Genomic DNA, 25607 nt, shown 5'->3' with positions numbered 1-25607 from the left:
GAGCCGTCGCGACGTCGCACCCCGTGCACGGCCGCGTCCCGCACCGTCACCATCGATCACCGACCACGAACAGGGAACCGGCACTGATGCCTGCAGAGTCCACCCCCACGCCCGGCACCGCGACACGGACGGCCCGGCCGAGCGCCGGCGCGTCCGTCGGGGCGCCGACCGCGCCTCCCGTGCTGACCGGGTCGGGCGCCATCCTCAAGTCGCTCGAGCACCTGGGCGTGACCGACGTCTTCGGGTTGCCCGGCGGAGCCATCATCCCGTTCTACGACGAGTTGATGGCCTCGACGGCGATCCGACACATCCTGGTCCGCCACGAGCAGGGCGCCGGGCACGCCGCCGAGGGCTACGCCGCCGCGTCCGGTCGCGTCGGCGTCGCGATCGCGACGTCCGGCCCCGGCGCGACGAACCTCGTCACGGCGATCGCGGACGCCTACATGGACAGCATGCCGCTGCTGGCCATCACCGGGCAGGTCTTCTCGACCCTCATGGGCACCGACGCCTTCCAGGAGGCCGACATCGTCGGCATCACGATGCCGATCACGAAGCACTCGTTCCTGGTGACCAAGCCCGAGGACATCCCGGCGACGCTCGCCGCCGCGTACCAGATCGCGAGCACGGGGCGTCCCGGCCCGGTGCTCGTCGACATCACGAAGGACGCGCAGCAGAACAGCGCACCCTTCATCTGGCCGCCCGTCGTCGACCTGCCGGGCTACCGACCGGTGACGAGGGCGCACGGCAAGCAGATCACCGCCGCGGCCCAGATGATCGCCGACGCCAAGCAACCCGTCTTCTACGTCGGCGGCGGCGTGATCCGCGCCGGGGCGTCGGCCGAGCTCAAGGCCCTCGTCGAGCTCACCGGGGCTCCCGTCGTCACCACCCTGATGGCCCGCGGTGCGTTCCCCGACACCCACCCGCAACACCTCGGGATGCCCGGCATGCACGGCACGGTGCCGGCCGTGTTGGGACTCCAGGAGAGCGACCTCATCATCGCCCTCGGCGCGCGCTTCGACGACCGGGTGACCGGCAAGGCCGAGCTCTTCGCGCCCGGTGCCAAGGTCGTCCACGTCGACATCGACCCCGCCGAGATCTCGAAGATCCGCATCGCCGACGTGCCGATCGTGGGTGACGCCAAGGTCGTCATCCCCGACCTCACGAGCGCGTTCGCCGAGGTCACGGGTGGGGTCAAGCCCGACATCGCGGCCTGGTGGGAGCACCTCGAGGGTCTTCGCGAACAGTTCCCGCTCGGCTACACCCAGCCCGACGACGGCCTGCTGTCGCCCCAGGCGATCATCCAGCGCATCGGGCAGATCTCCGGCCCCGAGGCGATCTACGCCTCCGGCGTCGGCCAGCACCAGATGTGGGCGGCCCAGTTCATCGAGTACGAGCGCCCGCACGCCTGGCTCAACTCCGGAGGCGCGGGCACGATGGGCTATTCGGTCCCGGCCGCCATGGGGGCCAAGGTCGCCCAGCCCGACCGCGTGGTGTGGGCGATCGACGGCGACGGCTGCTTCCAGATGACCAACCAGGAGTTGGCCACCTGCGTCATCAACGACATCCCGATCAAGGTCGCGATCATCAACAACTCGTCGCTCGGCATGGTGCGGCAGTGGCAGACGCTCTTCTACGAGGGGCGCCACTCGTTCACCGACCTCAACACGGGTCACGAGACGCGCATGGTGCCGGACTTCGTCAAGCTCGCCGACGCCTACGGCGCCCTGGGCATCCGGGTCCGCACCGAGGACGAGGTCGACGCGGCCATCGAGCTCGCCCTCGCGACCAACGACCGCCCGGTCGTCATCGACTTCGTCGTCAGCCGCGACGCGATGGTCTGGCCGATGGTGCCGCAGGGGGTCTCGAACTCCGAGATCCAGCACGCCCGCGCCCTCGCTCCCGAGTGGGACGACGAGGCGCCGGGCACGAGCGCCTCCGACACCACCCGCGACGGCGACATGACCGGAGAACACGCATGAGCCACGTCCTGTCCCTGCTCGTCGAAGACAAGCCGGGTCTGCTGACCCGTGTCGCCGGCCTCTTCGCCCGGCGCGGCTTCAACATCGAGAGCCTCGCCGTCGGCAAGAGCGAGGTCGAGGGGCTGAGCCGCATCACGGTCGTCGTCGACGTCGAAGAACTGCCGCTCGAGCAGGTCACCAAGCAGCTGAACAAGCTGATCAACGTGATCAAGATCGTCGAGCTGGACTACTCGCAGTCCGTGCAGCGCGAGCACCTGCTGATCAAGGTGCGCGTCGACAACACGACCCGCTCGCAGGTGCTCGAGGCCGTCACCCTCTTCCGCGCCTCGGTGGTCGACGTGTCGACCGACGCCCTCGTCATCGAGGTCACGGGCGACACCGGCAAGACGACGGCGCTGCTCCGCGTGCTCGAGCCCTACGGCATCAAGGAGATCTCGCAGTCGGGCCTGTTGGCCATCGGCCGCGGCGCGAAGTCGATCACCGACCGCGTCTTCAAGAACTGAACCCGCGAGGGGTCGCGCACCGCGCCTCCTCGCCCCGACACCCCACCGTCACCACCCAAGGAGAACCACACCGTGACTGAAATCGTCTACGACAACGACGCCGACCTGTCGATCATCCAGGGCAAGAAGGTCGCCGTCATCGGCTACGGCTCGCAGGGCCACGCCCACGCGCTGAACCTCCGCGACTCGGGCGTCGAGGTCGTCGTCGGCCTCAAGGAGGGCTCGAAGAGCCGCGCCAAGGCCGAGGAGGCCGGCTTCACGGTGCAGACGCCCGCCGAGGCCTCGGCCTGGGGCGACGTCATCGTGATCCTCGCGCCCGACCAGGTCCAGCGTCACGTGTACGCCGACGACATCGCGCCGAACCTCGCCGACGGCAAGGCGCTCGTCTTCGGCCACGGCTTCAACATCCGGTTCGGCTACATCGAGGCGCCCGAGGGCGTCGACGTGGTCCTCGTCGCCCCCAAGGGCCCCGGCCACACCGTCCGTCGCGAGTTCGAGGCCGGCCGCGGCGTGCCCGTCATCGTCGCCGTCGAGAAGGACGCCTCCGGAGCCGCGTGGGATCTCGCCTGGTCGTACTCCAAGGGCATCGGCGGCCTGCGAGCCGGCGGCATCAAGACCACCTTCACCGAAGAGACCGAGACCGACCTCTTCGGCGAGCAGGCCGTGCTCTGCGGCGGGACCTCGCAGCTGATCCAGTACGGCTTCGAGACCCTGACCGAGGCCGGCTACCAGCCGCAGATCGCCTACTTCGAGGTGCTGCACGAGCTCAAGCTGATCGTCGACCTGATCTGGGAGGGCGGCCTGGCCAAGCAGCGCTGGAGCGTCTCCGACACGGCCGAGTACGGCGACTACGTCTCGGGCCCCCGCGTCATCACCCCCGACGTCAAGGACAACATGAAGGCCGTGCTCGCCGACATCCAGTCGGGCGCCTTCGCGAAGCGCTTCATCGAGGACCAGGACGCCGGCGCGCCCGAGTTCACGGAGCTCCGCAAGAAGGGCGAGGAGCACCCGATCGAGGCCACCGGCCAAGAGCTGCGTGCCCTGTTCGCCTGGAAGCAGCAGGACTCCGACTACGTCGACGGCAGCGCTGCGCGCTGACCTCGACGCAGCACCGGAACCACCCGAGAGGGCCCCGCACCACCCGGTGCGGGGCCCTCTCGCCGTCCGCCGGCGCGGTGACGTCGTGGCATGATCTATGGCATGGCTCACAGCAAGAAGGCCGTGCACTTCGGCGCCGGCAACATCGGTCGGGGCTTCGTCGCCCAGTTCCTCCACGCGAGTGGTTACGAGGTCGTCTTCGCCGACGTGAACGACGACCTGATCGGGGCGCTGCAGTCGCAGTCGTCGTTCGAGGTGCACGAGGTCGGTGAAGACAGCCGTACGACCGTCGTCGACGGTTATCGCGCCATCAACAGCCGCACCGACGAGGCGGCCCTCGTCGCCGAGATCGCGACCGCCGACGTCGTGACCACCGCGGTCGGTGCCCGCATCCTGCCGTTCGTCGCACCGGTCATCGCCAAGGGGCTGGCCCAGCGGTCCGCCGATCGGGCGCCGCTCTCCGTCATCGCGTGCGAGAACGCCATCAACGCCACCGACTCGCTGGCGGCCGCGGTGCGCGAGCACGATCCGGCCGAGAACGCCGTCTTCGCGAACTGTGCCATCGACCGGATCGTGCCCGAGCAGGCCGGGGGCACGCTCGACGTCACCATCGAGTCGTTCTTCGAATGGGTCGTCGAGAGCACGCCGTTCGGCGAGCACCGCCCCGACATCGAGGGTGTCACCTGGGTCGCCGACCTCGAGCCCTTCATCGAGCGCAAGCTCTTCACGGTCAACACCGCCCACGCCGCGGCCGCTTACCACGGGTTCCGCAAGGGGCTCACGAGCATCCGTGAGGCCCTGGACGACGCCGAGGTCATGGCCGAGGTCCGCGGCGTCCTCGCCGAGACGAAGGGCCTGCTCGTGGCCAAGCACGAGCTCGACGCCGACGAGCAGCAGTCCTACATCGAGAAGAACCTCGTCCGCATCGCCAACCCGCACCTACCCGACACGACCGAACGCGTCGGCCGCAACCCCCTCCGCAAGCTCAGCCGCCACGAGCGGTTCGTCGGCCCCGCGGCCCAGGCCGCCGAGCGTGGGCTGCCCTACGACGCACTCGTCCGCGCCGTGCGTGCCGCCCTCGACTTCTCCGTGCCCGACGACGTCGAGAGCGTCGAGCTGCAGTCGCTGCTGAGCTCGGGCCTCGCCGCCGACGAGCTGACGCGCACGCTGACCGGCGTCCAGGACGACCACCCGCTGTTCCCCGCGTTGCTCGCGGCGGTCTCGTCCAAGCTCACCGCATGACGCCAGCCGACCCGCGGGTGCCGACCGGCGGCGACGCCGACGACGCCCTGACCTGGGGTGACGAGGCCGACAGCAGCCACGTCGAAGGCCCTGCGCCGACGGGTCGTCCGCGTCGTACCCGGCGGTCGGACGGTGCAGGCGACGAGCCCGTCGACGAGCCCGTCGACCCGGACGAAGAAGACGAGGACGACGTCGACGACGGCCCCGCGGTGATGAGTTCGGCGTCGCTCGTGGTCCACGGCGTCCTCGGCGGCGTGTTCCTCCTCTGGGCCGCGGGCTGGATCGTCGCCGTCGGCGACTTCACCAACCCGTTCACCGATGCGATCTCGTCGCTCATGTGGAACCTCGGCGAACTGTTCGCCGTGGTGGCCCCGATCGCGTGGTTCGTGGCCGTCATCGTCCTCGTCCCCGTCGATCGCACGGGCCGTCGCCTCGCGTGGATGGCCCTCGGCGCGCTCCTCGTGGCCCCCTGGCCCCTCGTGACGGGAGGCTCCGCATGAACGACCACGGCCACGAGCACGAGCACGAGCACGACCACGACCACGGCGACAACCACGAGCACGACGCCGTCTCGGTGACGGCAGGCGACGCGAGCGAACCGGGCCGCGCCTCCTTCTTCTTCTACCTCGCCGTGGCGATCGTCTTCGCCGTCTTCTTCGCCTTCGACCTGTTCGAGGCCATCTCGAACCTCGTGCTCGTGCCGCAGGTCTTCACGCAGAACAACGAGTTCTACCGTGAGAACGGCCTCGACGGCCTGGTGGTCTCACCCCCGTGGGTGCCGCTCATCGTGGGTGTCGTCGTGCCGCCGCTGGCCTTCGTCGGGGCGATCGTGGTGGGGCGCCGTCGTGAACTGTGGAAGTTCACGCTGGCGCTGTTCGCGGCCCTGGGTCTCGTGGCGGCCGTGTCGCTGACCCTGACGGCCTACGTCACGACCGTCTGAGCGAGCCCAGGAGGCGCGGGTCGCGTCCGTGACGCCGCCCGCCGGGGACGTCGTCATGCGGACGTAACGATCCGCGCGAGTCGATAGAGTCGTCATCAGCCGCGCCCACGGCGCGTCGCGGCCCCTCACCGAACATCACCCAGAGAAGGACGTCCGCCCCGTGGCCAAGCCCGTCGTGTTGATCGCAGAAGAACTGTCACCCGCAACCGTCGACGCCCTCGGGCCCGACTTCGACGTGCGATCGGTGGACGGCACCGACCGCCCCGCACTGCTGGCCGCCTTGGCCGACGCCGACGCGATCCTCGTGCGGTCGGCGACGCAGGTCGACGCCGAGGCCATCGCCGCCGCCCCGTCGCTCAAGGTCGTCGCGCGCGCCGGCGTCGGGCTCGACAACGTCGACATCAAGGCGGCCACCACGGCCGGCGTCATGGTCGTCAACGCACCGACGTCGAACATCATCTCCGCCGCCGAGCTGACGGTCGGGCACATCCTCAGCCTCGCGCGGCACATCCCGGCAGCGCACTCCGCCCTGGCCCAGGGGCAGTGGAAGCGGTCGAAGTACACGGGCGTCGAACTCTACGAGAAGACGGTCGGCATCGTCGGCCTCGGCCGCATCGGCGCCCTCATCACGGCGCGCCTGCAGGCCTTCGGCGTGAACGTCGTCGCCTACGACCCCTACGTCACGCCGGCCCGCGCCCAGCAGCTCGGGGTCACGCTGCTGTCGCTCGACGAGCTGCTCGCCACGAGCGACTTCGTGACGATCCACATGCCCAAGACCCCCGAGACGACCGGCATGATCGGCCTCGAGCAGATGAAGGCGATGAAGAAGTCGGCCTTCGTCGTCAACGTCGCACGCGGCGGCCTCATCGACGAGGACGGCCTGTACGAGGCCCTGACCACCGGCGAGATCGCCGGTGCCGGACTCGACGTGTTCGTGAAGGAGCCCCCGGTCGACCAGAAGCTGCTGGGTCTCGAGAACGTCGTGGTCACCCCGCACCTCGGTGCCTCGACGGACGAGGCGCAGGAGAAGGCCGGCGTCTCGGTGGCCCGCTCGGTGCGGCTCGCACTCGGCGGCGAGCTCGTCCCCGACGCGGTCAACGTGGCCGGCGGCGTCATCGACCCCTACGTGCGACCCGGCATCCCCCTGGTCGAGAAGATCGGTCAGGTGTTCTCGGGCCTCGCCGACAGCCCGTTGACGAGCGTCGACGTCGAGGTGCGCGGCGACCTGGTCGAGTACGACGTCAGCGTGTTGAAGCTGGCGGCCCTGAAGGGCATCTTCACGAACATCGTCAGCGAGTCGGTGAGCTACGTGAACGCGCCGTTGCTGGCCGAGCAGCGCGGCATCACCGTTCGTCTGCTCACCGACCCGACCAGCGACGAGTACCGCAACGTCATCACCCTGCGCGGCTCGCTCAGCGACGGCTCGCAGATCTCGGTCTCGGGCACCCTGACCGGCACGAAGCAGGTCGAGAAGATCGTCGAGATCAACGGCTACGACGTCGAGGTCCCCCTCGCGGCCCACCACCTCGTGATGGTCTACACCGATCGCCCCGGCATCGTGGCGGTCTACGGTCGCGAGTTCGGTGACGCCGGCATCAACATCGCGGGCATGCAGATCGCCCGGCAGAGCGCCGGTGGTCAGGCCCTGAGCGTCCTGACCATCGACAGCCCCGCGCCCGACGAACTCGTCGAGAAGGTGCGCGTGGCCATCGACGCGAAGACGCTGCGCGAGATCGACGTCACGCTGTAGCCACGGCGGCCGACGACGAACCGCCCCTCATCCGGTCACGCCGGAGGGGGGCGGTTCGTCGTCGGGGGAGTGCCCCTCGCGGGCGGGGCTAGAGGTCGATCGACTCGTGCGCCTCGAGCTTCACGGCGTCGCCACCGATCGACTGCGCGGACGCCTTCATGCGGTCGAAGTGCATGGCGAGCCCGGGGCCGGAGAGGGTCTGCTCGTGGGTGGGGAAGGCCAGTCGGGGCGCGACCGCCGCGACGTAGTCGATCACCTCGGCCACCTTGAGCCAGGGCGCCCCGACGGGCGTCGCGAGGACGTCGACCGGCACCGGCGGGACCGTGAACTGGTCACCCGGGTAGAACAGCGATCCGTCGACGAGCACGCCGACGTTGTCGACGACCGGGATGCTTTCGTGGATGACCGCGTGGCGCGAGCCGTGGAACGCCAGCGTGAAGGGGCCGACCTCGACCGTGTCTCCGTCGCCGACCACGTGCACGTCGAAGCCCCCGGCGGCCGTGGCCACGCCCACGGGGCCGTAGACCGTCACCCCGGGGTTCGTGGCGAGCAGGTGGGTCAGCTGGTCGGGCGTCCAGTGGTCGGCGTGCTCGTGGGTGACCACGACGGCGTCGACGTCGTGCAGGTCGATGAGGGGAGCCGTGAACGACCCGGGGTCGACGACGAGCTTGCGCCCGTCCTTCTCGAGGATCAGGCAGGCGTGTTCGAGCTTCGTGAGGCGCATGACAGCGACTGTACGCGCGTCAGCTGGCTCGATCTCGACGCGCCGGTGCCTCGATTTGTGACGGGCTCGCGCGGTGTGGCATACTCGACGAGTTGCAAATACGGCCCCATCGTATAGCGGCCTAGTACGTCGCCCTCTCACGGCGGTAACACGGGTTCGAATCCCGTTGGGGTCACCAGCACCGATATGAAACCGCCAGGCTCTCGCCTGGCGGTTTCTTCGTTTCCGGTACGTGGTCCGACACGGCACGGCACGGCCCGGCATGGTCTGACCCGGCACGGTCCAACCCGACACGGTCCGACACGGCCCGGCCCGGCCCGGCCCGGCCCGGCGCAAGACCGGACGACGTGACGAGAGACCGCCAGGCGGTCGCCTGGCGGTCTCTCGTGCTGCGACGAGGTCAGCCCTTCGTGGCGCCGGCCAGCAGGCCGCGGACGAAGAACCGCTGCAGGGCGAAGAAGACGATCAGCGGCACGATGATCGAGATGAACGCCCCGGCCGTGAGCAGCTCCCACGACTGGCCGTACGACCCCGAGAGGTCCTGCAGCGCCTTCGTGATCGGCAAGCCCTGGCCCGAGGTGAAGACCGTGGCCACGAGGAGGTCGTTCCAGACCCACAAGAACTGGAAGATGCCGAACGAGGCGATCGCGGGCATCGACAGCGGCAGCACGATGCGGAAGAACACCTGCCCGTGACCGGCGCCGTCCATGCGGGCGGCCTCGATCACCTCGGCCGGGATCTCCGAGATGAAGTTGTGCAGCATGAAGATGGCCAGCGGCAGGGCGAAGATCGTGTGGGCGATCCAGACCTTCGCGAACGAGCCGTCGAGACCGTTCACCCCGAGCCCCGGCAGGATGTACAGACCGCCGATGCGCAGACCGTCCGAGAACAGGCGCAGCAGCGGCACGAGAGCCATCTGGATCGGGACGATCTGCAGGGCGAACACCAGCACGAACATCGTGTTGCGTCCCTTGAAGTCGATCCAGGCGAACGCGTACGCCGCGAGACTGGCGATCGTGATCGGGATCAGCGCCGCCGGCAACGTGATCACCAGCGAGTTCAGGAACGCTTTCCCGAGCGTGAGGCTGTCGCCCGAGTTGAGGGCGTTCACGTAGTTGTCGAGCGTGAACCCCGGGTTGGCGAAGACGGTCCACCAGCCGGTGGTCTTGATGTCGTTCGCGGGCCGGAACGACGAGATGAACAGCCCGGCCGTGGGCAGGGTCCAGATCACGGCGATGATCAACGCGGCGATGGTGGCGCCGCGGCTGGTCGTGCCCTTCTTCAGCTTGCCGCTCGAGGTCTCGATCTTCGCGATTCCTCGCTTGAGCTGTCTCTCGGTGCCCGAGCCGACGGCGACCCCGACGGGGGTGGGTGTGGCAGTCATCGGATCTCCCTCTGCTTCTGGATCTGGCGGGCGTTGTAGATGACGATCGGCAGCACGAGCACGAAGAGGATGACCGCCAGCGCCGAGCTGTAGCCGGTACGGCTGCCGAGCTGGAACTGCCGGACCATCTCGAACGCGAGGATCGTCGTGTCGTTGCGTCCGCCGGTCATGGCCGAGACGATGTCGTAGACCTTCAGCGAGGCGATCGAGATGGTCGTCAGCACGACGATGATGGTCGTTCGGATGCCGGGGACGGTGATGTGCCGGAACGCCTGGAACCCGTTGGTGCCGTCGAGCGACGCCGCCTCGAGTTGCTCGGCGGGGACGCCCTTGATCGCTGCCGACAGCACCGTCATGGCGAATCCGGCCTGGGTCCAGATCAGCACGATCACGAGCAGCAGCGTGTTCCACGGTTCGAGCCCCAGCCAGTCGACCGGCTGGCCGCCGAAGGCGACGAGGATGCCGTTGAGCAGGCCGATCTGTTCTCCCTGGCGGATGTCGTAGAAGAACTTGAAGATGATCGAGGCGCCGACGAACGAGATGGCCATCGGCATGAACACGAGCAGCTTGAGGAACTTCTCGCCCCGGCTCTTGTCGATGAAGACGGCGTAGGCGAGGCCGATCGCGGTCGCCGTGATCGGTGCGAGCAGCACCCAGACGAGGGTGTTGCCGAAGGCGGTCAGGCCGTCGGGGCTCGTGAACACCCAGACGAAGTTGTCGAGCCCGGCGAAGCCCGATCCGTCGTTCTTCATGAAGGCCTGGCCGGCGGTCGTGATGGTCGGGTAGATCAGGCCGATGACGAGGAAGAACACGGCCGGGGTCATGAAGGCGATCAGCTGCAGCGAGTAGCCGGCACCGCGTTTCGAGCGGTAGTCGAGCAGGAACAGTCCGCCTCCCAGGACGGCCGCGACGGCGGCGACCCAGATGACCGAGTTGTAGAGGCCGAACGCCAGCAGCACGACGACCGGGACGACCACGCAGACGGCCAGTCGGATGATCGTGTACTGCGTGCCTCGGCGGGGGGCGAACTCGACGAAGACGAGCACCACGGCCACGAGGGCGGTGAAGGCGATGAGGATCAAGGGGATCTGCGCCAGGGGCGGGATTCCCGCCAGCCACTGGAAGAAACTGGACATCTCTGTCCTTTCACGTTCGGGTCCGAGCAGGACGCGACCCGTCGCCGCCGCCGCTCGGATCGGCGAGCGGGGCGGCGAGCGGGCGCGGGGTCAGGGGCCACCGACGTGCGGTGGCCCCTGTGGCGCGGGTGTTACGAGGTGTAGCCGGCCTGGATCTCGTCGAGCACCGTGTCGGTGTCGGTGCCGTCGATCCAGTCGACCATGCCCTTCCAGAAGCTGTCGGAGCCGACCGACTTGGGCATCAGGTCGGAACCGTCGAAGCGGAAGGTGGTGTCGGTGCCCTGCAGGATCTCGACGGCGCCCTTCAGCAGGTCGCTACCGGCGTTCTCGGGGTCGAGTCCCTTGTTGGCCGAGATGACTCCGCCGAGCGAGACGCGGCTGTTCGCCCAGTCGGCGCTGGCGAGGTAGGCCTGCACCTTGGCGGTGTCGTCGTCGTTCGAGAACGCCGCGACGAACTCGCCACCGCCGGTGACGGCTGCGGGGTCGTCCTCCTTCATGGGCGGGGTGAGGAAGGCCCAGACGTCGCCGTCCTCGGCGACCGTCGCCGGCTGTCCGCTGGCGTTGTTCGCCGCCGTCAGGAAGCCCTCGAAGAACGAGGCCTGGTGGGTCAGGGCGCAGCTGCCGTTCGCCACGTTGGTCGCGACGTCTCCGAAGGCCGTCGAGTTGATCGACTTCACGTCGCCGTAGCCGGCGTTGACGAGGGTCGGGTCGAGCAGGATGTCGCCGACCGAGTCGAACGCGGCCTTGATCTCGGGGTCGGTGAACTCGGTGTCTCCCGCGACCCACGAGTCGTAGGCGTCGGGTCCGGCCTCGCGCAGGACGAGGTCCTCGACCCAGTCGGTGCCGGGCCAGCCGCTGGCCTCGCCCGAGTTGAAGCCGGCGCACCACGACGGGCCGCCGGTCTTCTCCTGGATGGTCTTGGACAGGGCGACGAGTTCGTCGTAGGTCTTCGGGACCTCGACGCCCCACTCCTCGAACTTGGCGGGGGAGTACCAGACGTAGCCCTTGACGCTCGCCATCAACGGGGCCCCGTACTGCTTGCCGTCGACCTGACCGTACTTCTGCCAGTCCTCGGACCAGCCCTCCTTGACGTTGGCCAGGGCGTCGGCGGGCAGTTCTTGCACCTTGCCCGAGGCGACCGTGTCGGCCAGCAGGCCGGGCTGGGGGAAGATCGCGAGATCGGGGGTGTCGCCACCCTGCACCTTGATGCCGATCTGCTTCTCGAACTCCTTGTCGCCCGTGTACTTGATCTCGATGTCGTTGGCCTTCTCCCAGTCGGCCCACGACTGCTCGAGCAGGGTCGCCTCGTCGCCGTTGATCGTGCCGTAGACGTTGACCACGCCGTCGGCGGTTCCGACGTCACCGGCACCCGCGCCTCCGGCGTTGGGGTCGTTGGGGTCGGCCGTGCCGGAGCATCCGGCCAACAGGAAGCTCGACGCCGCCAGGATGGCCAGGGGGCCCGTGAAGCGGCGGTGCAGGGATGCTCGCATTGGTGTCTCCTCATTGAGTCGCAAGATTGGACGGCCCGTGCTGTCGGGGTGATCGTCCGCCGCACGTCGTCGTCGACGCGCGTCGACGATGAGTGTCACATACTCGCAGGAGGCGCGCAACCGCGTCTGCTATCGAGCCCGCTCCGACGGGGCGGCGGCCGACGTGCCCCGCACGACCAGACGGGGTGCGACGAGGACGTGGGGGGCGTCGTGACGTCGACCCTCGATGCGGTCGACGAGGTCGTCGACCGCGGCGGCCGCGATGTCGGCTCCGGGAGGGTTGACGGTCGTGAGCGGCGGCGAGGTCATCTCGGCGGCGAGGTCGCCGATGCTCAGTGCGACCACCGTGAGGTCGTCCGGGATGGACCGGCCTGCCGCCGCGGCGGCCTGCACGAAGCCGGCGAGGGCCATCTCGTTGAACGCCAGCACGGCCGTGGGGCGGGCCGTCGAGGCGGCGAACGCGTCGAAGGCCCGGCGGCCGCCCGGGACGGAGTCGGTGGCGGCGTGCGTCTCGAGCGACAGGCCCCGCTCGTCGGCCGGGCCGCGCAACGCCCTCGTCGTGCGGTCGAGCGGACCCGACCCGCGCTCGGGGGCCCGGATGCTCTGACCGAGGAAGAACACGCGTCGGTGGCCGAGGTCGGCGAGGTGGTCGACGGCCTGTCGGGCCAGCGAGTCGTAGTCGGCGTCGACGAACCAGAGTCCCTCGACGTCGTCGGGGCGACCGATGTTCGTGAACGGCAGGCGCGACCGCGACAGCACGGCGACGCGGTCGTCGCGCGCGGTGAGCTCCATGAGGATCACGCCGTCGACGAGGCCTTCGCTGACGAGGCTGCCGAGTCCTTCGACGTCGTCGATGGGGTTCGACCACAGCAGCAGGTGGTAGCCGCGCTCTCTCGCCCGGTCGGTGGCCGCCGCCACGTACTCGAACTCGGACGACGTGACGCCGCGGCGTCCGTAGGGGTAGTGCAGGGCGAGGATGCCGCCCCGTGCTCCGGCGAGACCCCGGGCGAACGCGTTGGGGGTGTAGTTCAGCTCGGCCATCGCCGCCTCGACCCGGCGGCGGGTGGCGACGGAGATGGTCCGTCGCCCGCTGATGGCGTACGACACGGTGCTCGACGAGACGCCTGCCAGACGCGCCACGTCGTCACGGGTTGCCGGCATACTCGTCCACCTCGTCGTCGATCGTGTGCACAGCATACGAGCGACGGCCCCGTGGTCCGCGCGGCCGGCCGGTCCGTCAGAGGCGGGCTAGGTGGGCCACACTGGTCGGAACTGCACGCTGATTCGCGGGCCGACGGCCTTCTTGGTCTTGGCGATGGCGTGCTCGTGGGTCCGCTGGCAGCTGCCGCCCATCACCAGGAGGTCGCCGTGGCCGAGCGGGAACCGCCGGGTCGTGCCGGTCGATCGGGACCGCACCGCGAGCGTGCGCGGTGCCCCGAGCGAGAGGATGCCCACCATCGTGTCGCGGTCGATCGTGCGCCCCACGTGGTCGCCGTGCCAGGCGATGCTGTCGTCGCCCGTCCGGTAGAAACACAGCCCCGCCCGGTCGAAGCGCTGTTCGACGGGGGCGCCACGCTCGAGCGCGTAGTACGCGTTGAGGTCGTCTCGAGCCTGGGCGAGCACCGGATCGGGGAGCGCGTCGCCCGCGTCGTAGGAGGAGACGAGCCGGGGCACCTCGACCACCCGGTCGTACATCTGGCGGCGGTCGGCTCGCCACGGCACGTCGGTCACGAGACGTTCGAACAGGGCGTCGGAATTCGACGCCCAGCCCGGGACGACGTCCAGCCAGGCGCCCTCGCCGAGGTCGAGGTGGTCGACTCGCCCGACGAGCGGCGCGAGGTCGGGGCCGTCGGACAGGCCGTCCAGCAGCGAGGCGGTGAAGGGGAGGCTCATGCCGACACCCTACGCCCGATTCGAACACGTGTTCGAACGGAGTGGGCGAAGCGTCACCCCCCGGAGGAGACCGTCGGGACGGCGAGGCGCTCGGGGGAGACCAGCACCCGCGCGACCCCCTCGACGTCCACGTCCACCAGCCGCCCCGCCCAGGCGTAGACCTGCAGCTCCGCGGCGTGCTCCCAGAGGGCGCGCCCGCTCGAGAGGTCGAACGCGACGAGGGTCGACCGCCCACCCGAGGTGCCGTAGGCCAGGGCGTAGCCGACCGTCCGGCCCGCCGCCGCGAGGACGGCTCCGTCGGGCAGCGACAGGCGGGCGCCGGCCGAGCCGCTGGAGCCGTCGAGCGCACGGACCACCACGGGCCCCGGGCCCGCGGCGGTCGCCGTCGCGAAGACGCGGTCGTCGGTCTGGCCGGGCAGGCCGTCGACGCCGGACGAGCTCGACGCCGGGTCGGTCCACCGCACGTCTCCCGTCGCGAGGTCGAGGCAGGTCACCGTCTGCGCGCGCACGTCGGTGACGGCGAGACACGAACGCGTCACCGAGTAGCCGCCCCGGACGTCCCGGTCCGAGCTCCAGAGGCGCTCTCCGTCGGCGGTCAACGCGACGAAGCCGGCGTCCCCTCGTCCCGTTGCCGCGCCTCCTCGGGGGGCGTAGACGACGTCGTCGTGGAGGACGTAGCCGATGAGGCGGTCGAGCCGTGCCGCCCAGGGGCGCTCGGTACCGGTGGCGAGGTCGACCTGGACCGAGCCGTCGGCCCGCGCGACGACCAACCGGTCGCTCAGCGCGAGGGCGACGCCCGTGGTCGAGGCGGGTCCGCTCCACGTCACGCGGTCGAGGTCGCGGGCGTCGCGCAGGTCGTAGCGGTAGACGCCGCCGACGCCCTGCTGCCGACCGGTCACCACGACGGCCCCCACGGTCTGGAACTGGTCCCCGTCACCCGCCGAACCGGTCTCGACCACCTCGACGGGTCGCCCGGTCTCGACGGACAACGTCATCAGCACCTGCTCGCCGTCGACCGACGCCCGGACGAGCACGAGTCCCGCCTCGTGCACCGCCGTCACGGACGAGACGAGGGCCGGGCCGGTCAGGCCGAGCCCGGCGAGGTCGTCGGCGACGTCGTGCACCCAGCGGAAGGTGCCGCGGTCGACGTCGAGCGCTCCGATGCGCGTGCCGACCCCCTGGGTCGGGGTGGCGCAGTCGCCGTCGTTGGCGAATCCGTAGGTCCAGGCCCCGGCCGCGCTCACGAGTGCGAGCCCCTGCGCGACGGGCGTCGCCCGGTAGCGGAGGCACTCGGCGGGGGCCCCGGGGGCGAGAGCGGCACGGAGGTCGACGCGCCACCCGGTGGTGCCGGGTTCCTGCCGGAGGTCGTCGACGGCGATGCCCTGCCACGGCGGGTCCGACCCGTACTCGGGCTGCGTCGGCGCGACCAGCACCGTGGTCGCCAGCGCCGCCAGGACCACGGCGGCGTAGACCACGGCGAGGCGACGTCCCGCCCTCACGACGTCGCCCCGACGCGGGCGGTGTCCACGAGTCGTCGGGCGATCCCCTGGTCGTCGATGCGCACGAGATGACCGCCCCAGAACACCACGGTGCCCGAGGACGAGGTCGCCCACAGCGGCCGACCGTCGTCCAGGTCGAGGGCCGCGACCTCCCGCCCCGACGAGCGACCGTCCTCCGTCTGCAGGTAGAGCACCGACCGGCCCGCCGCCGCGAGGTCGTCGAGCAGCCCCACGGACGAGCTGAAGCGGGTGTGCCCGTCGGCGCCGTCGAGGGCGAGCAGGCGCGACCCGCCCGACCGCTGCACGACGACGAAGACGTCGGTCGCGCGCTGACCCGGCACGGCCTCGACCGCGAACGGGGCGCCGAGGTCGGTCCTCCAGCGGACCGAGCCGTCGCGGGGATCGAGGCATTCCGCGGCCGTGTCGCCGTCGGTGACGACGACCACGCAGGACGGCGTGACGGCCAGGCGGCGCCCGGAGGTGGGTCGGCTCCAGACGGCCTCCCCGTCCTCGTCGAGCGCCTCGACGGTGCCGTCGGCCCTGGTCCTCTCGATGCCGAAGGCGACGATGCGGCGCCCGTCCCCGGTCGTCACGGGCGAGCCGACGGGCGGCACGGCGATCTCGTCCGGTGAGGCCGCGAAGGGACGTTCGCGGCCCGTGGCGGCGTCGACGAACACGGTCTCACCGCCCCGTGACACGAGGGCGCCGTCGTTCAGCAGCGCCGGAGAACTGCCCGAGTCGACCCCGCCCTCCCACACCGGGTCGGCCAGACGCGAGGCCTCGACGAGTTGGTACCGATCGCCCGACCCCGCGATGCCCGAGAAGGTGCGCAACTGCAGGGGTCCCCGCGAGTCGACGCTCACGCTCGGCAGGTCGCGCCGGCCGCGGGTCGACTCGACGAGCGAGCCGTCACGCAGGTCGAGGGCGGCCAGCACGGTCGCCCCCGTCGTCTGCGTCTGCACCAGCACGCGACCGGCCGAGGGGACGACCTGCGTCGCGGGGATGCTCAGGGCGTCGGTGTCGGGGACGTCTCGGGCCAGGTCGTGCACCCAGCGGACCGTGCCCGTGGCCGTCTCGACCAGCCCGACGAGGCTCGTGCTCGCCTCGGACGCGTACGAGCGGCAGGCCGGCGCCCCCAGGGCGTCCCCGAAGTCCAGGTCGACCGAGGTGCCGACCGCCACGAGTCCGTCGACCGCGGGGGACGTCCAGAAGTTCAGGCACCGCCGCGGGGCGTCGGGCGCGAGCGTCGCCGCCAGGTCGAGCGTCCAACCGGTCGCGTCCGGCGACCGTCGGAGGTCGTCGACCGCGAGCCCCGTCCACGGGCGGCCGTCCCCGTAGTGCGGAGCCACCGAGACCGCCCCGGCGGCCACGAGCGTGGACGCCACCACCAGGGCGCCGAGCACGGCGGCGACGCGACGACCCGGGGAGGCGCGGTGCCAGCGACCGACGACCCGCGCCTCCCCGGGGTGGTCGCGTGCGCGCTCGGGGTGGCTCATGGTCGGCCTCCTCGTCGAGCGCAGCCGTCGTCCGCCCGACGGATGTCGTCATGCTATTCGGAGCCCTCGTCCCACGCGCTCGCCGCAGCCCCCGGGTGCGCCGGGAATGGCCGCCCTCGGGGCGGGGTTCACCCCACGACCGTCGAGAAACGTGCCGGAGGCACTGGCGTAGACTCCACGGATCATCTTTCCGTCGATACAGGAGAAGGGGCGTGCCCGTGGGTAGGACGCTGGCCGAGAAAGTGTGGGACGACCACGTCGTCGTCAAGGGCGAAGACGGCGCCCCCGACCTTCTCTACATCGACCTCCACCTCGTGCACGAGGTCACCAGCCCCCAGGCGTTCGACGGACTGCGCCAGGCCGATCGGCCGCTGCGTCGCACCGACCTGACGATCGCCACCGAAGACCACAACACGCCCACCCTGGCGATCGACAAGCCGATCGCCGACCTCACCAGTCGCACGCAGATCGAGACGCTCCGTCGCAACACGGCCGAGTTCGGCGTCCGCCTGCACCCGTTGGGCGACGCCGAGCAGGGCATCGTGCACGTCGTCGGCCCGCAGCTCGGACTGACCATGCCGGGCATCACCGTCGTCTGCGGCGACTCGCACACCTCGACCCACGGGGCCTTCGGCGCCATGGCCTTCGGCATCGGCACCAGCGAGGTCGAGCACGTCATGGCTACGCAGACCCTGCCGCTGAAGCCGTTCAAGACGATGGCGGTCACCGTCGAGGGCACGCTGCGCCCCGGCGTCACCGCGAAGGACATCATCCTCGCCGTCATCGCGCAGATCGGCACCGGCGGCGGCCAGGGCTACGTGCTCGAGTACCGCGGCAGCGCGATCCGCGCCCTCTCGATGGAGGGGCGCATGACGATCTGCAACATGTCGATCGAGGCGGGTGCCCGGGCCGGCATGGTCGCTCCCGACCAGATCACGTACGACTACCTGCAGGGTCGTCCGCACGCCCCCACGGGTGCCGACTGGGACGAGGCGATCGCCTACTGGGACACCCTGCCGACCGACGACGACGCGGTGTTCGACGCCGAGATCTTCCTCGACGCCGACACGCTCGAGCCCTTCGTCACGTGGGGCACCAACCCGGGCCAGGGCGTGTCGCTCAGCGACTCCGTGCCCGACCCCGAGACCGTCGTCGACCCCAACGAGAAGGCCGCGGCGACGCGGGCGCTCGAGTACATGGCCCTCGAGGCCGGCACGCCGATGAAGGCCATCCCGGTCGACGCGGTGTTCATGGGGTCGTGCACCAACAGCCGCATCGAAGACCTCCGTGCGTTCGCGTCGATCATCCGCGGGCGCACCAAGGCCGAGGGCGTGCGCGTCATGGTCGTGCCGGGGTCGGCTCGCGTCCGCCTCGAGGCCGAGGCCGAGGGGCTCGACGAGGTCTTCACCGCCTTCGGTGCCGAGTGGCGCTTCGCCGGGTGCTCGATGTGCCTGGGCATGAACCCCGACCAGCTCGCACCGGGCGAGCGATGTGCGTCGACCTCGAACCGCAACTTCGAGGGTCGCCAGGGCAAGGGCGGTCGGACGCACCTCGTGTCGCCCCTCGTCGCCGCGGCCACCGCGGTGCGCGGGACGCTGTCCTCGCCGTGGGACCTCCAGGCCGACGACGACGCGGCGGCCTCCACGGCCGTCCGCACGTCCGACGAACCCGTCCTCGCCGACGGCACCGATCGGGCAGGGGTCCGCTGATGCAGAAGTTCACCACCGTCACCGGTGTCGCCGCGCCGCTGAAGCGCTCGAACGTCGACACCGACCAGATCATCCCGGCTCAGTTCCTCAAGCGGGTCACCAAGACCGGCTTCGAGGACGCCCTCTTCTTCGGGTGGCGCAACGACCCCGAGTTCGTGTTGAACCGACCCGAGTTCCAGGGCGCGCGCGTCCTCGTCGCGGGTCCCGACTTCGGCACCGGCTCGAGCCGTGAGCACGCCGTCTGGGCGCTGCGCGACTTCGGCTTCGACGTGATCATCAGTTCGCGGTTCGGCGACATCTTCCGAGGCAACTCCGGCAAACAGGGGCTCCTCGCGGCGGCCGTCGCCGAGGACGACGTCGAGCGCATCTGGGCCGAGATCGACCGGCAGCCGGGCGTCGAGATCACGGTCGACCTCGTGGCGCAGACCGCCACGGTCGGCAGCCTCACCGTCGGATTCGAAGTCGATGCCTACACTAAGTGGCGACTCCTCGAAGGCCTCGACGACATCGGCCTGACCCTCCGCGACGAAGCGGCCATCACAGAATTCGAATCCCGCCGCGCCGCCTGGCGCCCGAAGACATTGCCGGTGAAGTAAGTGAACTCTCTCGTCCAAGACGCAGCAGCAGCAGGTGCCCGTGTGGGGCTCACCTCCGATGAGATCGTCATCCGGGGCGGCAAACCGCTGATCGGTCGCATCGAGGTGCGCGGTGCCAAGAACCTCGCCACGAAGGCCATGGTCGCCGCCCTCCTGGGAGACACCCCCAGCATCCTCAAGGACGTCCCCGACATCAGCGACGTCAACGTCGTCCGCGGCCTCCTCTCGGTCCACGGGGTGCGCATCACCGACCCGGCCCGCGGCGAGATGATCCTCGACCCGTCCAACGTCGAGTCCGCCCACTTCGCCGAGATCGACGCCCACGCCGGGTCGAGCCGCATCCCGATCCTCTTCTGCGGGCCGCTGTTGCACCGCCTGGGCGAGGCGTTCATCCCCGACCTCGGCGGCTGCCGCATCGGCGACCGGCCCATCGACTTCCACCTCGACGCCCTCCGCGCCTTCGGCGCCGTCGTCGACAAGTCGTACAACGGCATCCACCTCACCGCGCCCGACGGGCTCACCGGTGCCAACATCGAGCTGCCCTACCCGAGCGTCGGGGCCACCGAGCAGGTGCTGCTGACCGCGGTCCTCGCCAAGGGCGTCACCGAGCTGCGCAACGCCGCCATCGAGCCCGAGATCATGGACCTCATCGCGATCCTGCAGAAGATGGGCGCCGTCGTCTCGGTCGAGCCGAACCGCGTGATCTTCATCGAGGGCGTCGAGAAGCTCCGCGGCTACACGCACCGGGCGATCAACGACCGCAACGAGGCCGCGAGCTGGGCCTCGGCCGCACTCGCGACCAAGGGCGACATCTTCGTCGAGGGCGCCGATCAGAAAGACCTGATGACCTTCCTCAACGTCTTCCGCAAGGTCGGCGGCGACTTCGACGTCCACGAGGACGGCATCCGCTTCTTCCACCCCGGTGGCGAGCTCAAGCCCGTCGTCGTCGAGACCGACGTCCACCCCGGGTTCATGACCGACTGGCAGCAGCCGCTCATCGTCGCCCTGACGCAGGCGCAGGGCACTTCGGTCGTGCACGAGACGGTCTACGAGAACCGCTTCCAGTTCACCGAGGCCCTCAACGACATGGGCGCCGACATCACGGTGCACAAGGACGGACTGCCCGACCACGACCGTCGCGTCGCGCGTCGCGAGTTCGAGCAGGCCGCGGTCATCAACGGACCGACGGCCCTGCACGGTGCCGACATCCGCGTTCCCGACCTGCGGGGCGGCTTCAGCCACCTCATCGCGGCCCTGACCGCCGAGGGCGAGTCCAAGATCAGCAACGTCGGCATCATCAGCCGCGGCTACGAGCACTTCATCGCGAAGCTGCGCAAGCTGGGCGCCGACTTCGACTTCAAGGGCTGATCGGCCGGTGTCGACAGCCGACCCCGACGCTCCCGTCGTCCCGGTCCCGGCGCGGAGGCGTCGCAAGGAGAAGGGTGCGTTCTTCCGCGTCCTCGCGACTCCGGCGGCACCGCTCTTCGACCTGATGGCCCGGATCGACATCGTCGACGGCGACAAGCTGCCGGCCGAGGGTGCCTTCGTGCTGACCCCGAACCACTACACGAACATCGACCCGGTGGTCGTGGGCCGTGTGATGTGGTCCCTCGGGCGGGTGCCGCGCTTCCTCGCGAAGGCGTCCCTCTTCCGGGTCCCCGTCTTCGGTCGCATGATGCACGCGATGGGGCACATCCCCGTCGAGCGGGCGGGTCGCACCCACGACCACGACCCCCTGGCGGCCGGGCGTCTGCTCGTCGCCCGGGGCGGTGGCGTGATCGTCTACCCCGAGGGCACCCTCACCCGCGACCCCGACCTCTGGCCCATGAAGGGCAAGAGCGGTGCCGTGCGCCTCGCCCTCGCCGCCGGGGTGCCGCTCGTCCCGATGGCGCACTGGGGCAGTCAGCACCTCATGGGTCGCTACTCGAGTCGGCTGCACGCCTTCCCCCGGAAGCGCATCACCGTCGTGATCGGCGACCCCGTCGACCTCTCGGCCTTCCGCGATCGTCCCCTCGACCAGGCCTCGGTCACGGCCGCCACCGCCCTGGTGATGGACGCCGTCACCGAGCTGGTCGAGCGGCTGCGGGGCGAGAAGGCACCCGCCGAACGCTGGAACCCCACCAAGAACCACCAGAAGGAGACAGGCCGCTTTGAGTAGCTCCGAGTCACGCGAAGGCGCCATCGAGGCCCTCGGAGAAGGGGCGGTCACGACCGAGGCGATCTCGATCGTCATGCGCGACTCGATCCCGCGCCGGGTCGCCGTCCTGGGGTCGGGCAGCTGGGGCACGACCTTCGCCAAGGTCCTCGCCGAGGGGGGCGCGGACGTCACGCTCTGGGCCCGCCGTCCCGAGGTGGCACGCGAGATCACCGAGAGCAAGCGCAACAGCGACTACCTGCCGGGCATCAACCTGCCCCGCACCCTCGTCGCCACCCCCTCGGTCGAACAGGCTCTGGCGGGTGCCGAGCAGGTCTACCTGTCGGTCCCCAGCCAGACGCTCCGCGACAACCTGACCGCCATCCGCGGCATGGTCCCGTCCGGCGTGCCGGTCGTCAGCCTGATGAAGGGCGTCGAGAAGGCCACCGGGTTGCGCATGAGCGAGGTGATCGAGGCCGAGCTCGGCATCGACCGCGACCTGATCGCCGTCGCGTCGGGGCCCAACCTCGCCCTCGAGATCGCGAAGCGGCAGCCCACGGCCGCGGTCGTGTCGTCGTACAGCCTCGACACGGCGACCCTGGTCGCGGCCACCGCCACCAACCCGTACTTCCGTTCGTTCGTCAACACCGACGTGATCGGCACCGAGTTCGGCGGGGTCCTCAAGAACTTGATCGCCGTCGCCATCGGCATCGTCGACGGCGTGGGGTACGGCGAGAACACCAAGGCCTCGATCATCACGCGCGGGCTGGCCGAGATGACCGCGTTCGCGGTGTCGTTCGGGGCCAAGGCCGAGACCCTCGCCGGCCTCGCCGGCCTGGGCGACCTCATCGCCACGTGCGAGTCGCCCCTCTCGCGCAACAACACCGCGGGTCGACTGCTCGGTCAGGGTTACGCCTTCGGCGACGTCGTGCGCCAGATGAACCAGACCGCCGAGGGACTGGCCTCGGTCGCTCCGATCCTCGAACTCGCGCGGTCCCGCGGCGTCGACATGCCCATCGTCCAGCAGGTGGCCGAGGTGCTCGCCGGTACACTCGACCCGCGCAACATCGCCCCGCACCTGACCGAGACGGACGAGCCGCAGGGCGAGTGACCGCTGGTCGGCCGTGCCGGGGCGCGTGACGACCAGAGCCCGCCCACCGCGGGTCGGCCCGCGGGCCGTGACACCGACGAAAGGCCCCTCATGGCGAGCACCGAGCCCACCACGACCCCGCGCGTCGCCGCGACCGATGCCTCGCCGGTCGGCGCCTCGGCACCCGGGGTGGCGAAGACCGTCGTGGTCGTCCTCTTCGGCGGCCGCTCGAGCGAGCACTCGATCAGCTGCGCGACGGCCGGGGGAGTCCTCTCGGCGATCGACCGCTCCCGCTACGACGTGGTGCCCGTGGGCATCACCGTCGAGGGGGCGTTCACGCTTCAGCCCGACGACGCCGCACGGTTCGAGCTCGACGCCGAGACGCTGCCGACCGTCGTCGACAACGGCACCCGCGTCCACTGGCCCGAGTCGTCCACCACCCGCGAGCTGACCGTCACCGAGCCCGACGGCACGACGCGCCTGCTGGGCGAGGTGGACGTGGTGTTCCCGATCCTGCACGGTCCGTTCGGCGAGGACGGCACGGTGCAGGGCCTGCTCGAGCTGACCGGGCTGCCCTACGTCGGCGCGGGCGTGCTCGCCTCGTCGCTCGGCATGGACAAGCACTTCACCAAGACCGTGCTGCAGGCTGCCGGCGTGGTCGTCGCCCCCTGGCGCACCGTGCGTCGTCGGGACTGGGACGCCGCACCCGAGCGCGTGGCCGCCGACGTCGAGGCGCTCGGTTACCCGATGTTCGTCAAGCCCGCCCGAGCCGGATCGAGCGTGGGGGTGTCGCGCGTCGACTCGCCCGCCGGCCTCCCGGCGGCCATGCGGAAGGCCTTCGCCGAGGACCACAAGGTGCTCGTCGAGTCCGCGGTCGTCGGCCGCGAGATCGAGTGCGCCGTGCTCGGCGGACGCGACGGCGCGCCTCCCCGCACCTCGGTCGCGGGCGAGATCGTCCTCGCGGGCGACACGTTCTACGACTTCGAGTCGAAGTACCTCGGCGCCCCCGGGGCCGACCTGGTCTGCCCCGCCGACCTCGCACCCGGCGACCTGACCGAGATGCAGCGTCTCGCCGCTCTGGCCTTCGAGGCCATCGACGGCACGGGCCTCGCCCGCGTCGACTTCTTCTTGACCGAGGACGGCTGGGTCGTCAACGAGGTCAACACGATGCCGGGCTTCACGCCCATCTCGATGTTCCCCGCCTGCTGGCTCGCGAGCGGCCTCAGCTACCCCGAGCTGATCGACGAGCTCATCGCCCTCGGCCTCGAGACCGAGCGCTGACGGAACCCGTCCGTCCGGGCCACCGGGCCTACGGCGTGGGTGTCGCCGACGGGTCGTCGGCCGATCCGGCCGAGCCCGGCAGGTCGCCCGCGCCGACGCACTCCTTGCCGTCGTTCGGCAGGTAGCCGACCGAGTCGGCCAGGTCGCGCAGCACGTTGCCGCCGTTCGCCTTGGTGGTGTCGACGATCACCTGCACTCCCGGCTCACGGCCGTACGTGGTGAGGATCGAGGTCTCGGCGTCGTCGGGGTCCTGGTCGACGAGCCAGTCCACGCCCTGGATGTCGTAGCAGGGCAGGTCGGATACGGCGGGCGTCTCGACGCCGCAGTGCAGCAGCACGCTCGTCGGCGAACCCCAGGCGCCGGTCGCCTGCGCGTCGGTCTCGCGGCGGTCCTGACCGTCGTCGACGACCTCGGGCAGGTGGACGGTGACCTGCGCGCAGGCCGGGTCGTTCGCCCCCGCGGCGGGCTGCATCGGGACCGCTTGCGAGCAGCCGACGAGCGTCGTCGCGAGACCGGCCCCGACGAGCACGAGGGCCGGGACGCGAAGGCGGGGACGGAGGCGCGCGGTGAGGCGCGAGGACGGGTTCGACATCGCATCCAGGCTACCGTTCAGCACATGGAACGACGCTCCACGGACCCCCGCCCGGACGACGCCGACACCGTCGAGGGCGTCGGCGAGCTCGCCACCCTCGCCCGCATCCTGCCCCGCCTGCCCCGCGGCGACGACACGCTGCTCGGTCCCGGTGACGACGCCGCCGTCGTCGCGGCGCCCGACGGTCGGTTCGTCGTGACGACCGACCTCATGGTGCACGGCCCCGACTTCCGGCGCGCGTGGTCGACGTCGTACGACCTCGGTTGGAAGGCCGCGGCGTCGAACCTGTCCGACGTCGCGGCGATGGGCGCTCGGCCCACGGCGCTGGTGGTCGCCCTCGCGGTGCCCGGCGACACGGGCGTCACCGAACTCGAGGCCTTCGCGGACGGTCTGCGCGCGGGTTGTTCCGTGATGTCCCCGGGCGCGGGGGTCGTCGGCGGCGACCTCTCGGTGTCGCCGACCTTCACGGTCGCGGTGACGGCGTTCGGTGACCTCGAGGGGCGCACGCCCGTGCGGCGGGACGGGGCGCGCGTCGGCGACGTCGTCGCCGTGTCGGGCGCGCTCGGCCGCTCGGCGCGGGGGCTCGACCTGCTGTTCCGTCTCGGCGTCGACCACGACGGGTCGCCCGACACCGCCGCGGCCGCCGCCCTGCGCGAGCGCGACCCGGACGTCGGCTGGCACCTCGCCCCGACCCCGCCCGTGGCCGACGGCCGCTCGGCGGCGCTGGCAGGGGCGACCGCCATGCTCGACCTGTCGGACGGCCTCGCCCTCGACGCCGGTCGGGTGGCCCGCGCCAGCGGTGTCGTGGTCGACCTGTGGGGCCCTGCCCTCGGCGACGACCCACGGCTCGCGCTCTCGGGTGGTGAGGACCACTCCCTGTTCGCCACGTTCCCGCCCGACGTGGCGTTGCCCGGTGGTTTCCGCGCCGTCGGCACGGTCCGTGATCCGGCAGGAGGCGCGCCCCGCGTCATCGTCGACGGTTCCGAGCCCGGCGAGGCCGGCGGGTGGGACCCGTACCGCCTGTGGTCGGGGGCGCAGGGCTGACGAGCCGACCCGCGCCTCCTGCGGGGG

23 protein-coding genes and 1 tRNA gene are annotated in these 25607 nt (G+C 70.7%); 15 read left to right on the top strand and 9 right to left on the bottom strand.

Translation table 11 applies throughout. The features are described from left to right. Positions 1–86 precede the first annotated feature (86 nt). The 7 genes from EDF21_RS04120 to serA all read left to right on the top strand — a co-directional run bounded on the left by EDF21_RS04120 (position 87) and on the right by serA (position 7512). The gene (locus EDF21_RS04120) at positions 87–1979 is read left to right on the top strand and encodes an acetolactate synthase large subunit (RefSeq protein WP_123570372.1); all 1893 of its coding nucleotides are present in this window, start codon (positions 87–89) and stop codon (positions 1977–1979) included. Further along, positions 1976–2482 carry an acetolactate synthase small subunit gene (gene ilvN, locus EDF21_RS04115; RefSeq protein ID WP_043593980.1) on the top strand — a complete coding sequence of 169 codons (507 nt, stop codon included), beginning with the start codon at positions 1976–1978 and terminating at the stop codon, positions 2480–2482. Before EDF21_RS04120 ends, ilvN begins: the two co-directional genes overlap by 4 nt. Positions 2483–2554: 72 nt before the next feature. Then, positions 2555–3580 carry a ketol-acid reductoisomerase gene (gene ilvC / locus EDF21_RS04110; RefSeq protein WP_056046250.1) on the top strand — a complete coding sequence of 342 codons (1026 nt, stop codon included), beginning with the start codon at positions 2555–2557 and terminating at the stop codon, positions 3578–3580. Between the two features lie 102 nt (positions 3581–3682). Beyond that, positions 3683–4822 carry a mannitol-1-phosphate 5-dehydrogenase gene (locus EDF21_RS04105; protein WP_123570815.1) on the top strand — a complete coding sequence of 380 codons (1140 nt, stop codon included), beginning with the start codon at positions 3683–3685 and terminating at the stop codon, positions 4820–4822. Then, on the top strand, positions 4819–5322 hold the full coding sequence (locus EDF21_RS04100; protein ID WP_148053625.1) for a hypothetical protein: 504 nt from the start codon (positions 4819–4821) through the stop codon (positions 5320–5322). Before EDF21_RS04105 ends, EDF21_RS04100 begins: the two co-directional genes overlap by 4 nt. Next, on the top strand, positions 5319–5762 hold the full coding sequence (locus EDF21_RS04095; protein ID WP_123570370.1) for a hypothetical protein: 444 nt from the start codon (positions 5319–5321) through the stop codon (positions 5760–5762). Before EDF21_RS04100 ends, EDF21_RS04095 begins: the two co-directional genes overlap by 4 nt. A 160-nt stretch (positions 5763–5922) precedes the next feature. Further along, complete coding sequence (serA, locus tag EDF21_RS04090) at positions 5923–7512, top strand: phosphoglycerate dehydrogenase (protein ID WP_056046242.1); 1590 nt, start codon at positions 5923–5925, stop codon at positions 7510–7512. 88 nt (positions 7513–7600) lie between these two features. Here serA and EDF21_RS04085 read toward each other — a convergent pair whose 3' ends face one another. Then, positions 7601–8236, bottom strand: a complete 636-nt coding sequence (locus EDF21_RS04085; RefSeq protein WP_123570369.1) for an MBL fold metallo-hydrolase — start codon at positions 8234–8236, stop codon at positions 7601–7603. Between the two features lie 102 nt (positions 8237–8338). Here EDF21_RS04085 and EDF21_RS04080 point away from each other — a divergent pair. Continuing rightward, a tRNA-Glu gene (locus tag EDF21_RS04080) sits at positions 8339–8414 on the top strand. 222 nt (positions 8415–8636) lie between these two features. On the opposite strand, the gene EDF21_RS04075 is transcribed toward EDF21_RS04080, so the two are convergent. The 7 genes from EDF21_RS04075 to EDF21_RS04045 all read right to left on the bottom strand — a co-directional run bounded on the left by EDF21_RS04075 (position 8637) and on the right by EDF21_RS04045 (position 17134). After that, positions 8637–9620, bottom strand: coding sequence for a carbohydrate ABC transporter permease (locus EDF21_RS04075; protein WP_043593968.1), 984 nt, complete (start codon positions 9618–9620; stop codon positions 8637–8639). Further along, complete coding sequence (locus EDF21_RS04070) at positions 9617–10756, bottom strand: carbohydrate ABC transporter permease (protein WP_056046238.1); 1140 nt, start codon at positions 10754–10756, stop codon at positions 9617–9619. The genes EDF21_RS04075 and EDF21_RS04070 overlap by 4 nt, the downstream gene beginning before the upstream one ends. A 131-nt stretch (positions 10757–10887) precedes the next feature. Continuing rightward, a complete protein-coding gene (locus EDF21_RS04065; RefSeq protein WP_123570368.1) occupies positions 10888–12246 on the bottom strand; it encodes an ABC transporter substrate-binding protein in 1359 nt (452 codons plus the stop codon). Positions 12247–12375: 129 nt separating this feature from the next. Next, entirely contained in the window at positions 12376–13407 is a 1032-nt protein-coding gene (locus EDF21_RS04060; protein WP_158612851.1) for a LacI family DNA-binding transcriptional regulator, read from the bottom strand. Positions 13408–13494: 87 nt separating this feature from the next. Further along, entirely contained in the window at positions 13495–14139 is a 645-nt protein-coding gene (locus EDF21_RS04055) for an alpha-ketoglutarate-dependent dioxygenase AlkB (RefSeq protein WP_056046233.1), read from the bottom strand. A 53-nt stretch (positions 14140–14192) separates the two neighbouring features. Continuing rightward, entirely contained in the window at positions 14193–15638 is a 1446-nt protein-coding gene (locus EDF21_RS16655) for a PQQ-binding-like beta-propeller repeat protein (protein WP_158612850.1), read from the bottom strand. Beyond that, positions 15635–17134, bottom strand: a complete 1500-nt coding sequence (locus tag EDF21_RS04045) for a PQQ-binding-like beta-propeller repeat protein (RefSeq protein WP_123570366.1) — start codon at positions 17132–17134, stop codon at positions 15635–15637. The genes EDF21_RS16655 and EDF21_RS04045 overlap by 4 nt, the downstream gene beginning before the upstream one ends. 218 nt (positions 17135–17352) lie before the next feature. On the opposite strand from EDF21_RS04045, the gene leuC reads away from it, so the two are divergent. The 6 genes from leuC (at position 17353) to EDF21_RS04015 (ending at position 23944) form a co-directional block, all read left to right on the top strand. Continuing rightward, positions 17353–18843 (top strand): 3-isopropylmalate dehydratase large subunit, encoded by a 1491-nt coding sequence (leuC, locus tag EDF21_RS04040; protein WP_056046229.1) that lies wholly within the window; start codon positions 17353–17355, stop codon positions 18841–18843. Further along, entirely contained in the window at positions 18843–19439 is a 597-nt protein-coding gene (gene leuD, locus EDF21_RS04035; protein WP_056046227.1) for a 3-isopropylmalate dehydratase small subunit, read from the top strand. Before leuC ends, leuD begins: the two co-directional genes overlap by 1 nt. Next, positions 19440–20807: a UDP-N-acetylglucosamine 1-carboxyvinyltransferase gene (gene murA / locus EDF21_RS04030; RefSeq protein ID WP_043593953.1), complete on the top strand. Its 1368-nt coding sequence runs from the start codon at positions 19440–19442 to the stop codon at positions 20805–20807. It abuts the gene before it with no gap. Positions 20808–20814: 7 nt separating this feature from the next. Continuing rightward, positions 20815–21597: a 1-acyl-sn-glycerol-3-phosphate acyltransferase gene (locus EDF21_RS04025; RefSeq protein ID WP_233568353.1), complete on the top strand. Its 783-nt coding sequence runs from the start codon at positions 20815–20817 to the stop codon at positions 21595–21597. Between the two features lie 73 nt (positions 21598–21670). Then, entirely contained in the window at positions 21671–22684 is a 1014-nt protein-coding gene (locus EDF21_RS04020) for an NAD(P)H-dependent glycerol-3-phosphate dehydrogenase (RefSeq protein WP_043594016.1), read from the top strand. A 168-nt stretch (positions 22685–22852) separates the two neighbouring features. Beyond that, on the top strand, positions 22853–23944 hold the full coding sequence (locus EDF21_RS04015) for a D-alanine--D-alanine ligase family protein (protein ID WP_233568395.1): 1092 nt from the start codon (positions 22853–22855) through the stop codon (positions 23942–23944). 28 nt (positions 23945–23972) lie between these two features. Here EDF21_RS04015 and EDF21_RS04010 read toward each other — a convergent pair whose 3' ends face one another. Continuing rightward, complete coding sequence (locus tag EDF21_RS04010; RefSeq protein ID WP_056046223.1) at positions 23973–24536, bottom strand: DUF3515 family protein; 564 nt, start codon at positions 24534–24536, stop codon at positions 23973–23975. A gap of 24 nt (positions 24537–24560) precedes the next feature. On the opposite strand from EDF21_RS04010, the gene thiL reads away from it, so the two are divergent. Then, on the top strand, positions 24561–25580 hold the full coding sequence (gene thiL, locus EDF21_RS04005; protein ID WP_123570364.1) for a thiamine-phosphate kinase: 1020 nt from the start codon (positions 24561–24563) through the stop codon (positions 25578–25580). Positions 25581–25607 lie beyond the last annotated feature (27 nt).

The sequence above is a fragment of the Frigoribacterium sp. PhB118 genome, from assembly GCF_003751725.1.
Lineage (GTDB): Bacteria > Actinomycetota > Actinomycetes > Actinomycetales > Microbacteriaceae > Frigoribacterium.
Note: the sequence above shows the minus strand (reverse complement) of the source record. Positions and strands in the feature narration are given on the sequence as shown.

Excerpts from the sequence above, each read along its gene's own strand:
- ilvN (WP_043593980.1), top strand. The coding sequence starts at position 1,976 with ATGAGCCACGTCCTGTCCCTGCTCGTCGAAGACAAGCCGGGTCTGCTG.
- EDF21_RS04070 (WP_056046238.1), bottom strand. The coding sequence starts at position 10,756 with ATGTCCAGTTTCTTCCAGTGGCTGGCGGGAATCCCGCCCCTGGCGCAG.
- EDF21_RS04075 (WP_043593968.1), bottom strand. The coding sequence starts at position 9,620 with ATGACTGCCACACCCACCCCCGTCGGGGTCGCCGTCGGCTCGGGCACC.
- EDF21_RS04085 (WP_123570369.1), bottom strand. The coding sequence starts at position 8,236 with ATGCGCCTCACGAAGCTCGAACACGCCTGCCTGATCCTCGAGAAGGAC.
- EDF21_RS04020 (WP_043594016.1), top strand. The coding sequence starts at position 21,671 with ATGCGCGACTCGATCCCGCGCCGGGTCGCCGTCCTGGGGTCGGGCAGC.
- EDF21_RS04010 (WP_056046223.1), bottom strand. The coding sequence starts at position 24,536 with ATGTCGAACCCGTCCTCGCGCCTCACCGCGCGCCTCCGTCCCCGCCTT.
- thiL (WP_123570364.1), top strand. The coding sequence starts at position 24,561 with ATGGAACGACGCTCCACGGACCCCCGCCCGGACGACGCCGACACCGTC.
- EDF21_RS04095 (WP_123570370.1), top strand. The coding sequence starts at position 5,319 with ATGAACGACCACGGCCACGAGCACGAGCACGAGCACGACCACGACCAC.
- EDF21_RS04045 (WP_123570366.1), bottom strand. The coding sequence starts at position 17,134 with ATGAGCCACCCCGAGCGCGCACGCGACCACCCCGGGGAGGCGCGGGTC.
- EDF21_RS04120 (WP_123570372.1), top strand. The coding sequence starts at position 87 with ATGCCTGCAGAGTCCACCCCCACGCCCGGCACCGCGACACGGACGGCC.
- EDF21_RS04100 (WP_148053625.1), top strand. The coding sequence starts at position 4,819 with ATGACGCCAGCCGACCCGCGGGTGCCGACCGGCGGCGACGCCGACGAC.
- EDF21_RS04060 (WP_158612851.1), bottom strand. The coding sequence starts at position 13,407 with ATGCCGGCAACCCGTGACGACGTGGCGCGTCTGGCAGGCGTCTCGTCG.
- EDF21_RS04065 (WP_123570368.1), bottom strand. The coding sequence starts at position 12,246 with ATGCGAGCATCCCTGCACCGCCGCTTCACGGGCCCCCTGGCCATCCTG.
- EDF21_RS04105 (WP_123570815.1), top strand. The coding sequence starts at position 3,683 with ATGGCTCACAGCAAGAAGGCCGTGCACTTCGGCGCCGGCAACATCGGT.
- leuD (WP_056046227.1), top strand. The coding sequence starts at position 18,843 with ATGCAGAAGTTCACCACCGTCACCGGTGTCGCCGCGCCGCTGAAGCGC.
- EDF21_RS04055 (WP_056046233.1), bottom strand. The coding sequence starts at position 14,139 with ATGAGCCTCCCCTTCACCGCCTCGCTGCTGGACGGCCTGTCCGACGGC.